The sequence below is a fragment of the Gordonia sesuvii genome (assembly GCF_036350415.1).
GTDB lineage: Bacteria > Actinomycetota > Actinomycetes > Mycobacteriales > Mycobacteriaceae > Gordonia > Gordonia sesuvii.
This window is the reverse complement of record NZ_JAZDUF010000001.1, coordinates 785,216-796,331: the sequence shown is the minus strand read 5'-3', so window position 1 is coordinate 796,331 and position 11,116 is coordinate 785,216. Positions and strand designations below refer to the sequence as shown.

General features: G+C 67.8%; 11 protein-coding genes. 4 read left to right on the top strand and 7 right to left on the bottom strand.

Annotated elements, in window-relative coordinates; all coding sequences use genetic code 11:
• Window positions 1-176 precede the first annotated feature (176 nt).
• Window positions 177-1,499: a hypothetical protein gene (locus VZC37_RS03675; RefSeq protein WP_330431046.1), complete on the top strand. Its 1,323-nt coding sequence runs from the start codon at window positions 177-179 to the stop codon at window positions 1,497-1,499.
• A gap of 15 nt (window positions 1,500-1,514) precedes the next feature.
• On the opposite strand, the gene VZC37_RS03670 is transcribed toward VZC37_RS03675, so the two are convergent.
• The 4 genes from VZC37_RS03670 to VZC37_RS03655 all read right to left on the bottom strand — a co-directional run bounded on the left by VZC37_RS03670 (window position 1,515) and on the right by VZC37_RS03655 (window position 4,871).
• Window positions 1,515-2,180 carry a heme-binding beta-barrel domain-containing protein gene (locus tag VZC37_RS03670; protein WP_330431045.1) on the bottom strand — a complete coding sequence of 222 codons (666 nt, stop codon included), beginning with the start codon at window positions 2,178-2,180 and terminating at the stop codon, window positions 1,515-1,517.
• A 275-nt stretch (window positions 2,181-2,455) separates the two neighbouring features.
• Window positions 2,456-2,761 (bottom strand): DUF1416 domain-containing protein, encoded by a 306-nt coding sequence (locus VZC37_RS03665; protein WP_330431044.1) that lies wholly within the window; start codon window positions 2,759-2,761, stop codon window positions 2,456-2,458.
• A 2-nt stretch (window positions 2,762-2,763) separates the two neighbouring features.
• Window positions 2,764-3,603: a sulfurtransferase gene (locus VZC37_RS03660; RefSeq protein ID WP_330431043.1), complete on the bottom strand. Its 840-nt coding sequence runs from the start codon at window positions 3,601-3,603 to the stop codon at window positions 2,764-2,766.
• A gap of 356 nt (window positions 3,604-3,959) precedes the next feature.
• On the bottom strand, window positions 3,960-4,871 hold the full coding sequence (locus VZC37_RS03655; RefSeq protein ID WP_330431042.1) for an LmeA family phospholipid-binding protein: 912 nt from the start codon (window positions 4,869-4,871) through the stop codon (window positions 3,960-3,962).
• A gap of 146 nt (window positions 4,872-5,017) precedes the next feature.
• On the opposite strand from VZC37_RS03655, the gene VZC37_RS03650 reads away from it, so the two are divergent.
• From VZC37_RS03650 to VZC37_RS03640, 3 genes are all read left to right on the top strand, one after another.
• Window positions 5,018-5,845 (top strand): winged helix-turn-helix transcriptional regulator, encoded by an 828-nt coding sequence (locus tag VZC37_RS03650; RefSeq protein WP_330431041.1) that lies wholly within the window; start codon window positions 5,018-5,020, stop codon window positions 5,843-5,845.
• Window positions 5,814-6,749 (top strand): mycothiol synthase, encoded by a 936-nt coding sequence (mshD, locus tag VZC37_RS03645; RefSeq protein ID WP_330431040.1) that lies wholly within the window; start codon window positions 5,814-5,816, stop codon window positions 6,747-6,749. The genes VZC37_RS03650 and mshD overlap by 32 nt, the downstream gene beginning before the upstream one ends.
• A gap of 61 nt (window positions 6,750-6,810) precedes the next feature.
• Entirely contained in the window at window positions 6,811-7,764 is a 954-nt protein-coding gene (locus VZC37_RS03640; protein WP_330431039.1) for an endonuclease/exonuclease/phosphatase family protein, read from the top strand.
• A gap of 7 nt (window positions 7,765-7,771) precedes the next feature.
• Here VZC37_RS03640 and VZC37_RS03635 read toward each other — a convergent pair whose 3' ends face one another.
• From VZC37_RS03635 to VZC37_RS03625, 3 genes are read right to left on the bottom strand one after another with little or no spacing between them, the layout of a single operon-like run.
• Complete coding sequence (locus tag VZC37_RS03635; protein WP_330431698.1) at window positions 7,772-8,950, bottom strand: LLM class flavin-dependent oxidoreductase; 1,179 nt, start codon at window positions 8,948-8,950, stop codon at window positions 7,772-7,774.
• Window positions 8,951-8,961: 11 nt separating this feature from the next.
• On the bottom strand, window positions 8,962-10,161 hold the full coding sequence (locus VZC37_RS03630) for a 3-dehydroquinate synthase II family protein (RefSeq protein WP_330431038.1): 1,200 nt from the start codon (window positions 10,159-10,161) through the stop codon (window positions 8,962-8,964).
• 52 nt (window positions 10,162-10,213) lie between these two features.
• A complete protein-coding gene (locus VZC37_RS03625) occupies window positions 10,214-11,041 on the bottom strand; it encodes a 2-amino-3,7-dideoxy-D-threo-hept-6-ulosonate synthase (protein ID WP_330431697.1) in 828 nt (275 codons plus the stop codon).
• Between the last annotated feature and the right edge of the window lie 75 nt (window positions 11,042-11,116).

Here is an 11,116-nt window from a genome sequence, read left to right as displayed (position 1 = left end):
GCGGTGTGTAACGCGCCTCACCGCAACCGCGATCGCTAATTCAAGTAGTCGACTACTCGTGCCCCTGATCCTCGTCTGGCGTGAACTGGGTCCAGGCGTCGATCAGACCGGCCCAATCCGTTGCGGACCGGGACGCGAACCACACACGAACAACCGACTCGCCAAGGGAGCCCGCCATGACCACGACACACGCTCACGTGGTGTCCGTCCTGGACGAACCGACCGCACACGACACGCGTTCACCCGCCGCCCGTGAGGTCGCCCCGCACGTCGAGGACGAGGTTCGTGCACGGTTCCTGACCCCCGACGACCCGGACTGGACCAACGACGGCGCAGTCAACTGCGTGACCGGCCACGTCTCCGGGTTGACCTACTCCAGTGGTCCCGGTGCCGATCACATCGTCCTGCACAACGGGTCGGCGGACGACCTCGGCGTGCTGTCGGTCCCCGAACTGCCCGACACCGCAGGCGCGGTGTTCACCTACCTGCCGGCGGGTGCGTCGGTGGATCTGCCGACGGCGGAGTTTCACGCACTACAGACCGAGCGTGTCGCCGGACGTCCGGTGCTGGTCGGGCAGATCGTCGAATCCGCGTCGGGGGAGAACGAACCCGAATTCACCCTCGACGGCCCGGCCGCCGGCGAGGTCGACTGGGACGAACGCGATCCCGACGCCAGGTTCTGGCGGCCCGGCGACGTCGACTTCGGGGTCCCGCAGACGCCTGCGTTCGTCTTCGCCGACCCGATGGCGCACGGTGTGCACCAGACCCGCGTCGGTGGAGAGGTGGCCATCCACAACCGGGGCGACGGTCCGATCGCAGTGCTGACGGTCGGGGCCGACGGACCCCGCGACCTCGTGGTGGCCGAGCCCGGCCACAGCGTCCCGGTGCCGCCGGGTGACCAGGTCTGCTATGTCCAGGCTCCGCGGACAGATTGCTGCCCAACGCTTCTCGGTGTGCTGTGGTTCGTCGACGGTGAGGCGATGCCCACGTCACTGCCCATCCCGGATCGTCGGGATCACCTCGATCATCACTATCTGACGCCGTGGAGCGCCGATTGGGACTGCGGATATCCGGAGCAGGTCCACCTCGATGCCGAGGCCGACGGGGTGACCTACCAATACCGGACGGGTGCGGACACCATGACGATCCGCAACACCGGCGATGCGGCGATCGCGGTGATCTACAACCGCGGCGAGGACCGCGCCGTCGCCGAGATCGCACCGCACGGCAAGCGAACATTCCCCGTCTGCGCCGATGCGGACACCGGCCAGGTGTTCTCGGTGGTGGGGGAGCGGGTGGACAGCCGACCCGGTCGTGCCGCGACGCTCGACTCGGCGGGCGTGGTGATCCCGGGTTCGTCCGGTCAACCGGGAACGCCGACCAATTACGGGTCGGTGGTGATCATGTTGGGGACCGTCGTCTACAGCGCGATCCCGAAGAAGAACTTGTACCTGGCCTGGTCGGATCGCCGACGCTGGCTGCGTCTGCCGCATCACTGACGCGGTAACGCCAGGTCAGCCGACGACGCGGCGGAGTTTCGCAGAGAGCCGTGGGATGAGATCGCCGTCCGCGTCGACACGCTCCTCGACATAGGCGAGGTCACCGTCCTCGACGAGTCCGTACAGCCGTTTCGCCCCGCCGGTGCGGCGTCCGGAGTCGGCCTTGATGACGACGTCGGTGGCCAGTTCCCATGACGTCTGCGTGAGTGGGCTGCCGTAGAAGAGTTCGATCGACCCCTCGGCGTGCGCGAGCAGCAGTTCGATGGAGTCGTCCTCACCGATGCGCCAGAAGCCGGACTCGCGGAGGTCGGGGCGGACGAATCGGGCGTCCTCGTCGATGACCCAGGACCGTGCCTGCCAGTTCAGGAAGTTCTGCCCGTCGTGGCTGACGATGATCTGTTGGGCGAAGTGGTAATCGGTCCCGGTGTCGGGGTCATTCGCCTCGCCCTCGCCCTGCCACACACCCACCATCGGCAGCAGCGCGAGCAGCCCGGAATGCAGGTCGGCACCCAGGCGCAGATTGGCGGTGTCGTGGGGGAGCGGGAGATCGCCCCATTCGGGGAGGTTGCGGGCGCCGGTCTCCTTGGCGCGCTCGGCCGCCGAGTTGATCGCCTCGTCGCCGGAGCGTCGTCCGGCCGGGCGCTCCCGAGGGTCGGTGCCGTCCGCGTCTGCGGAGGTCACGACTCGTCGGTGATCAAACGGTAGAGGACATAGACGCCGAACCAGGTGATGAGGATTGCCGCCAGGATCAGCAGAATCTCGAAGAAGATGACCACGCGTGGATTCTACCGCCAGCCTCACGCGGTCCGCGCGGCCGGTCTCGCCACCCGTGGATCGTAATGGCGGCGAACGGAGTGAGGTGCGTGTCGAGATCTTTCGACGGTAGGAAATGACGAAGAAGACCCCCGGCGAACCAGCCGGAGGTCTTCTTCTGGTGTCGTCTGTCTTTCGACGACCTACTTCTTGACGACGATGTCGTTCTCGTGCACGCCGGGGCCCTCGGGCGACACGGTCACATCACCGTTGCCGACGGACGACAGTGCACGCAGCGTCCACGTTCCGGGTGCCGCGAAGAAGCGGAAATCGCCGGTGGGGCTCGCCACGACCTCGGCGGTGAACTCGCCGGTCGAGTCGAGCAGCCGCACGAACGCGCCGGCCACCGGGGTGCCCGACTCGTCGTTGACGGTGCCGATCAGCACGGTTTCCTTCTCGACGTCGACGCCGGCAGGGAGCTTCTGTCCCTGCTTGGGTGCTCCGCACATGATTACTTTCCTTCTCCCAGCTCGACGGGGACGCCCACCAGCGAGCCGTACTCGGTCCAGCTGCCGTCGTAGTTCTTCACGTTCTGGTGGCCGAGCAGCTCCTTGAGCACGAACCAGGTGTGGCTCGAACGCTCGCCGATGCGGCAGTAGGCGATGGTCTGCTTCTCACCGTCGAGACCGGCCTCCTTGTACAGCTCGGCGAGGTCGTCGTCGCTCTTGAAGGTGCCGTCTTCGTTGGCGGCCTTGCTCCACGGCACGTTGATGGCGCCGGGGATGTGGCCGGGTCGCTGGCTCTGCTCCTGCGGCAGGTGCGCCGGGGCGAGGATCTTGCCGGTGAACTCGTCGGGGCTGCGCACGTCGACGAGGTTTTTGTTGCCGATCGCGTCGACGACCTCGTCGCGGAAGGCGCGGATCGAGGTGTCGGGCTCGGCGGCCTTGTAGGTGGTGGCCGGGCGGCTCACGGCATCGGCCGACAGCGGGCGACCGTCGAGTTCCCACTTCTTGCGGCCACCGTCGAGCAGTTTGACGTCGTTGTGGCCATACAGCTTGAAGTACCAGTACGCGTAGGCGGCGAACCAGTTGTTGTTGCCGCCGTAGAGAACGACCGTGTCGTCGTTGGCGATGCCGCGCTCGGAGAGCAGCTTGGAGAACTGGTCGGCGTCGACGAAGTCGCGACGGACCGGGTCCTGCAGGTCGGTCTTCCAGTCGAGCTTGACGGCGCCCTCGATGTGGCCGCCGTCGTACGCGGTGGTGTCTTCGTCGACCTCGACGAAAACGGTCTTGTCGGCGTTGAGATTCTGCTCAGCCCAATCGGCGCTGACCAGGACGTCCGAACGTGCCATGTTGTGTTCCTTCCCGAACATTGAGGCCCGAACTATCGGTGATTGTGCGATGTGAAGCGGGATGATGGGGCCGAACGATTCGGCGCGGATGCGGTCGACAGACCTGGTGTCCGGATCGGACCCGGGATGTCAGAGGTGCAGAGAACTGCCCGGCCGCCATCGTGAAGCGGACGCGTCGCGAAGACGCCACGTCCACCGTCTAACGACAGCAACAGTCGGCGACACGACAGAAGTCGATTGCACGACGGCGGGTGAGCAAGAACTCACGGCGCAGTTGCATGCGCCCCACCCTACAGGGACGCCGGGTGGCTCCCAAACCCCGCCTCGGGTACGTAACCGCCGGTCAAGAACCTGCCTCAGAAATCTGCCGGACGCAGGTCGCGGCTCCCGGAGTCCCCGGCCAGCACGACGTCACTGCCCTCGCTGTGGGCCTGTGTCGGCGCGGTCCCCCACGGCATGGGCAGCGGCGGCAGGGTGGCGGTGAACTGCGACAGCACCTGGTCCCGTTGATCGTCGGCGACGTCGGCCTCGACGTGTTCTTCGGGACCGCGGTAGAAATCGGTGGCCTCGATGTGCATCCGACCGTCGACCACGGACAGATCGACCACCACGCTCACCCTCACCGCGGGACCCGGATAGGCAGACGCCGACGGCGGGACGTCGCTGTCGGGAGGTGGCGGCGACAGCGGGACGGTGCCCGTCAGCAACACGCCGCTCGACCGTCGCAGCAGGCCGTCGCCCGGACCACCGGCACCCGCGCGGTCGGTCGGTGCCGGGGTGTTGACGGTGAGGTCGGTGATGCCGAGCATGCGGCCGAGGTTCACCGAATCCAGGCGCACGTATCCGTCGACCGACGAAGTGTGCACGATGTCACTCTCCTCGATCCGGAAGCCGTCGGGGACCGTCGTCGCGCCGAGCGTGGCGCCCATCTCAGCGCGGCACCCGCCGGCGGACGGGCACGGGACACCGACGCCGCGCGCCGTGATGACCACGCCTGTGAACTCGCCGGTACGGGCATGACCGACGAACGGAAAACCGCTGATCGTGACCTCGGGATCGAAGGTCAGACGGGGCGAGGCCAGCAGTGCGCGGGAAAACGAGTGCTCGGCGCGCATCGCCACGACGGTGTCGGCCAGGAGCGCCACCCCGATCGCCACGACGAGCCCGAGAACTCCGACGCCGACCCACCGGCGTGCCCGGCGATGTGTACGGTCCGACGCATGCTGTCGACGCTCCTCGGGCGCCTTGTTAACAGCAGAACGCCACATTGGCGCTATTCTGTCATCTATCGCGCACACGTTGGTAAGGCGGCGTAAACAATCGCCGACCGCAGAACCGGCGTCGGACCGGGGCTCATCGGTGAGTCCGGGAGGGCGTGAACGTGGGTTGGGGAACGACGGGATCGGAGTGGTTCATGGATCTCTTGCTGTTGACGGCCGACCCGAATCCGGAGAGTGTTCTGCCCTCTCTGTCACTGCTCGCCCACACCGTCCGGACCGCACCGACCGAGGTGTCGTCGCTGATGGAGGCGGGCAACGCCGACGTCGCCATCGTCGATGCGCGCACCGACCTCGCCGCCGCCCGCGGGCTGTGTCGACTTCTCGGTAGTACCGGGTCGTCGGTTCCGGTGGCTGCGGTGCTCACGGAGGGCGGCCTGGTGGCCGTCAATGCGGACTGGGGTCTGGACGAGTTCCTGCTCCCCGCGACCGGTCCCGCCGAACTCGATGCCCGGCTCCGACTGCTCGTGGTGCGGACACGGGGGATGACCTCGGAAGAGGCCAGCGGCAAGGTCACGTTGGGCGAGTTGATCATCGACGAGGGCACCTACACCGCCCGGCTGCGGGGACGTCCGCTCGACCTCACCTACAAGGAGTTCGAACTCCTCAAGTACCTCGCCCAGAACGCCGGCCGGGTGTTCACCAGAGCGCAACTGCTGCAAGAGGTCTGGGGATACGACTTCTTCGGCGGCACGCGCACGGTCGATGTTCACGTCCGGCGCCTGCGCGCCAAGCTCGGCAGCGAGCACGAATCGTTGATCGGCACCGTGCGCAACGTCGGCTACAAGGCGGTACGGCCGAGTCGCGGTCGCTCCACCGGCGGTGACAACTCATTGGGTACGGTGGCCGGCGACGACTTCGACAGTGATGACCTCGGCGGTGACGATCTCGGACCGGACGAACTCGGACCGGATGATCTCGACGGCCCGTTCGATGAGGAGTTCAGCGCGAGTGCCGGAAACTGAGCCCAGCGTGGGCGACCCCGTCGTCCTCGACGTACTCACCCCCGAGAAGGCCACGCAGGCACACGATCTCGCCGCGGCCGCGACTGCCGCGGACGGGGTGGCGCCCCTGGCCGAGCAGGCGTTGCACGCGATCGATGCATCGGCGGATTCCGGCGTCCGGCACGTGCTGACCGATGCCGGCTACGCCAACGTCATCGCGGGCCGGCCCGGGGAGCCCGCCATGATCGAGGCCGTGGTCCATCCGGATGCACGCCGTCGCGGGCACGGACGTGCGTTGCTGGACACGGCATTCGCGGCCGCGCGCGAGCTCGTCGCCGAGCCGGGGCCCAGAGCGTGGGCACATGGGGATCTGCCGGGAGCGGTGGCGCTCGCCGGTGCAATGGGTTTGCAGCGACGTCGGGAACTCCTCCAGCTCCGCCGCCCGTTGGGTCCCGAAGCCGACGAACTGCCTCCGTTGCAGGTCGCTGACGACATCGTGCTCCGTACCTATGCGGGACCGGCCGACGACGCCGAGATCCTGCGCGTGAACAACGCCGCATTCGACTGGCATCCGGAGCAGGGTGGGTGGTCGCCGGCGGAGATCACCGACCGGGTGCGCAGTGAATGGTTCGACCCGGAAGGGCTGTTCCTGGCCTTCGACGCCGGAGAACCGACGCGGCTGCTGGGCTTCCACTGGACGAAGCGGCAGAACGCCGAACTCGGTGAGGTCTACATCGTCGGGGTCGACCCGGCAGCGCAGGGACGGGGGTTGGGTCGGCTGCTCACCCTTGCGGGCCTGCATCATCTCGCCGACCGCGCGATGGCCGAGGTGGAGCTCTACGTGGAGGGCGACAACACGGCGGCATTGCGCACCTACGAACGTCTGGGTTTCACCCGCTACGCGATCGACGTCGCCTACGGCTGACCAGAGCTAGGCGCCCGCAACCGGTGAAAGTCGTTGAGGGTGAGCATGACAGGATCGAGCCATGCGTCGCGTGCTGTGGGTGGTCGGCTGGGTCGGAGTGCTTCTCGGCGCGATCGGTGTCGGGGCCCATTTCTCGGGTCTGGTCAGCAACATCGCGACCCGCATCGCATCGTTCACACCGGTCCTCATCGGTGTCGGGCTCATCGGACTGATCCTGCTCCTGGTCGCCCGGGCATGGGTGTCTGCGGCGGTCGCGGCGGTCGTCGTCGCCGTCGGACTGGGGTCGCAGGCTCCGTTGTATGCCGGTGTGGACGAGCAGGTCTCACCATCCGACCTCACCGTGATGCAGGCCAACATCTTCCTCGGCGAGGCCGACGCCGCGTCCTTGGTCGCCCGCGTCCGCGAGGCCGATGTCGATGTCCTGACCGTCATCGAACTGACTCCTGAATCGACCGCCGCACTCGAGCGAGCCGGCCTGCGCGAGGTGCTGCCGTTCGCCTTCGTGAACCCCCGCGACGGCGGCAGCGGGGCCGGGATCTACGCCCGAGCGTCGCTGACCGACGGTCGCGTGCTCGAGCGGATGCGGCATTCGAATCTGCATGCCCGGCTGTCGATTCCCGGACGGGAGCCGTTGTCGGTGTACGCACTGCACCCGCTGCCGCCGTACCCGGAGCCGTCGTGGCGCTGGGACGCCGAGCTGCGCGAGCTCCGATCGGTGCTGTCGGCCGATCAGGACCCGCTGGTGATCGGTGCGGACTTCAACTCCACCTACGACCACCGCCCGTTCCGGGCGCTGCTGTCCGGAGCCGATGCGGACGACTCACCCGAATTGACCGACGCGGCAGAACATCTCGGCTCCGGGATCGTGCCCACATATCCCGCAGATAGGCCGTACCCGGCCGTGCTGGCGCTCGACCGGGTGCTCACCCGCAACGGACCGACGCCGACCTCGTTGCGGCGCTTCGAGATCGCCGGATCAGATCACCACGGCGTGATCGCCACGGTGCGTCACTGAGACCGCGTTACTGAGACCGCACTCCCCGCAGGGCAGCGGACTTCAGGAGCGGAAGAAGCAGGTCCGCGACCATCTCCGCCTCCGCTGCCAGCGGCCAGCCGGACAGGATCCAGATGTCGATACCGGCCTGATGTGCCACCGACGACATCGCGGCGGCGACGTTCTCCGCACTGCCGACGAAGTACGTCCCGGTTCCCTTGCCCGCGATGTCGAACGGCGGCTCGGCCGCGGTCCACGTCGTCAGGCCGGCGGCCATGTTGGGCGCGAACTCCAGGTCTGCCCGCCCGGGCAGACGGCCGGCCCGCAGGGCATCGATCCGCGCCTGGACCTGTGCGTTGTCGCTACGGATCTCGTCCAGACCGGGATAGCCGAAACTGCGCAGATTACGGTCCGCGGTGGCGAGCACGGTCTCCGGTCGGGTCTGCCGCAGCTGCCACTCGAACCGCTCCCACGCCTCGTCGTCGGTCTCCCGCACGATGACGCTGGCCAGCACACCGAACCGAAGTGTGCGGCCGCGGTCGGCCGCCGCCGCGCGGACCCGGTCGAACAGCCCGGTGAGCTTGGCCGGTTCGGACATGAAGGACAGATAGACGTCGAGAACCTCGGCGGCATGCGCGATACCTTCCGGCGATGCCCCGGTGCCCCAGACCTCGATGCCGTCGGGCTGCCGCGGCCCGGGGATCGGTGGCTTGTATCGCGGTCCGTAGGAGAAGAACTCGCCGTCGTAGGGCTCGGCGTCATCGAGGTAGAGACGTTTCACCTGCCGCCAGAACTCCGCCGACACCCGGTAACGTTCCGCCTTGGAGCCGAATCGGCCGTACCGGTGCAGGACCGGGTCGGCTCCGTTGACCTGGTTGTAGATCAGCCGTCCGCCCGAGTACTGATCGAAGATCTGGGCTTCCTCGGCCAGCAGGACAGGCGGTTTCACGCCCGGATACTCGGGGATGAGGAACCGGAGGTGCTCGGTGTCCCCGACGAGGGAGATGGCCTCACGGGCGGTGGTGAGCGCCCCGTAGTAGCCCAGACGGTCGAGCGTGCGTGCCTGATGCCGGATCGCCTCGAACGTCGGCTCCACCCGGCGCTCCGGCTCCCACGGCACGTCGCCGTCGGTCGGGTTGATGTACCAGAGAACCTGCGGGGCAACGCCATCGGACTGGGTTCCGAGGTCGGGCACGAGGGCGGAGATGCTCACGTCGGCTACCTCTCGTCGCAGAATTCCGTGATGGGCAGGCCGACGTGGCGGGACTCCGGGGGCGCGTAACCCAGGAGGGTGTCGCCCGGCTTCAGGTCGGTGACATTGTTGACCGAGCCGCCGGGGCCGAGCAGGCGGACGTGCCAGTCGTCCTGGGCGATCACGTTGACGACTCTGCCGTCGGCGGTGGTGGCGGTGACCGAGATGAGGGGGCGCCGTTCGATCTTGACCCGGCCGATGCGGACCTCGCGCACCTCACCGGTGCTGCGGATGGCCAGGATCGGTTGCCCGGCCTGCAGTTCGCTGACATAGCGGGTTCGGTTGTCGGGCACCAGGACATACGAGTGCACGGCACCGGCGTTCCACCGGAACGGGCGGGTCGGCATGTAGGGCAGTGGGTGGGTCTCGCTGCAGGACAGGAACATCCCGGTGGAGAACGACCCGATGAGGCAGCCCTCGTCCTTCTCCAACAGCGAACACGTGTCGATGCACGCACGCTCGCCCATGCCGATGTGCTCGACCTTGGTGACGGTCAGCTCGGTGAGTTCGATCCGGTCGGCGCTCGGGCGGATGACCTCGGCGAGGGTCCCGACGTCGTCGGCGTTGCGGGGACGCAGCAGTAGGCCGTCCGACCCGTGTTCGAGGACCAGCTTCACGATGCCGGCGTCCTCGATGTCGTTGACGATGGTGACGGTGCGCCCGCCCGAGTTCTCCGCCGCCGCGATGACGATCTCCAGCGGGATCTTGGTGGGGTCGGTGAAGGTGAGCAGGGTCCAGGGCGCCCGGCGCACGGTCTCGCATGCGTGGCGAAGGGTGTCGGCGTCGGAGACCACGACGTGCACGCCGGCCTCTGCGGACGGTCCGGCGTCGACGATCCGATTCGTGTCGTCACCCGAATGATCGGCGAGGACGATGTCGACGGAGGTGGCCACGTCGGCGTCGACGGCAGGGCTCGTGGTCGCGAACACCCGACGCACCGTCGGCGGGAGGTCGCGCAACAGATCGACGTCATCGGCGACGATGCCGTCGATGCGGTGATGGATCGCGGCTTGGACGAGGGCATCCCGCTCGTCGCCTGCGGTGCCTCGAATATCGATCCAGGCGAAGTGCGCGCGCTGCTCCTGAGTGGCGGTGTTCGACACCGCATCGGGGACTGCGGCGAGCGGGGTGATGTCGTCGGTGACGATATCGGTGGAGGAATTCACGATGGTCTTTCTGCTGTCGGGACGAGCTGGCTGATCTCAGGCGAGTTCGGTCTCAGGCGAGTTCGAGGGTCGCGGCGAGCGGGCGGTTGGACGTGGGCTCGGAATGGAGGCCGTCGGCGAGTGCCGTGGCGACTCGTTGAGGATCGTCGGCGCCGAAGATGAGGCGGCCGAAACTGAGTCCGGCGACCCGGGATTCGGCGACCTGGAGTCCGAAGGTGATGGCGGCGTCGTCGGACGTGGTCGTCGGCCCGCCGGCGACCAGGATCGGTAAGGGGCAGCTGTCGACGACCTCGTCCATCCGATCCGAGGATCCGGCATAGTCCAGCTTCACGATGTCCGCGCCGAGGTCGGTGGCGATCGCACCCAGATGCCCCAGCGTCGCCACCGACGTGTTGCCGGCGTCGGCCACCCCGCCGCGCGCATACATCATCGCGAGCAGCGGAACGCCTAGCCGATCACATTCGGCCGCCACGACCCCGAGATCGACCAGCTGTTCGGCCTCCGTCGGCGCACCGACGTTCACGTGCACGCTCACCGCGTCGGCACCGAGCGCGAGGCATTCCTCGACGGAGCCCACCAGCACCTTGCGGGTCTGGTCGACCGCGAGGTTGGTGCCCGCGGAGAGATGCACGATCAGCCCCATCGATCCGAATCGGGTCGGTGCGATGGTCCGCGCGCGCCCCTTGTGCACGATGACGGCATCAGCGCCGGCACGATGCAGGATCGCGGCCGTCTGATCGGCATGTCCGGCCGCGCCGAGGGGGCCGATGGTGACCGAGTGATCCAGCGGCACGACGAGGGCGCGACGGCTGGGGGAGCCGAAGATCCTCGACAGGCGGATCTGCTTTCCCTGCGGCAGATGCCGGCGGGTCACGTGCATGTCGATCACAGCTTTCTCCGATCACTGAGCGTGGCCGCCACCGTTGCGACACGCGGATGTGTCGACGCGGCCGGC

What these genes read in the sequence shown, in the direction of transcription:
- VZC37_RS03675 (WP_330431046.1), top strand. Translation starts at nt 177, where the DNA reads ATGACCACGACACACGCTCACGTGGTGTCCGTCCTGGACGAACCGACC.
- VZC37_RS03665 (WP_330431044.1), bottom strand. Translation starts at nt 2,761, where the DNA reads ATGTGCGGAGCACCCAAGCAGGGACAGAAGCTCCCTGCCGGCGTCGAC.
- VZC37_RS03660 (WP_330431043.1), bottom strand. Translation starts at nt 3,603, where the DNA reads ATGGCACGTTCGGACGTCCTGGTCAGCGCCGATTGGGCTGAGCAGAAT.
- VZC37_RS03655 (WP_330431042.1), bottom strand. Translation starts at nt 4,871, where the DNA reads ATGTGGCGTTCTGCTGTTAACAAGGCGCCCGAGGAGCGTCGACAGCAT.
- VZC37_RS03650 (WP_330431041.1), top strand. Translation starts at nt 5,018, where the DNA reads ATGGATCTCTTGCTGTTGACGGCCGACCCGAATCCGGAGAGTGTTCTG.
- mshD (WP_330431040.1), top strand. Translation starts at nt 5,814, where the DNA reads ATGAGGAGTTCAGCGCGAGTGCCGGAAACTGAGCCCAGCGTGGGCGAC.
- VZC37_RS03640 (WP_330431039.1), top strand. Translation starts at nt 6,811, where the DNA reads ATGCGTCGCGTGCTGTGGGTGGTCGGCTGGGTCGGAGTGCTTCTCGGC.
- VZC37_RS03625 (WP_330431697.1), bottom strand. Translation starts at nt 11,041, where the DNA reads ATGCACGTGACCCGCCGGCATCTGCCGCAGGGAAAGCAGATCCGCCTG.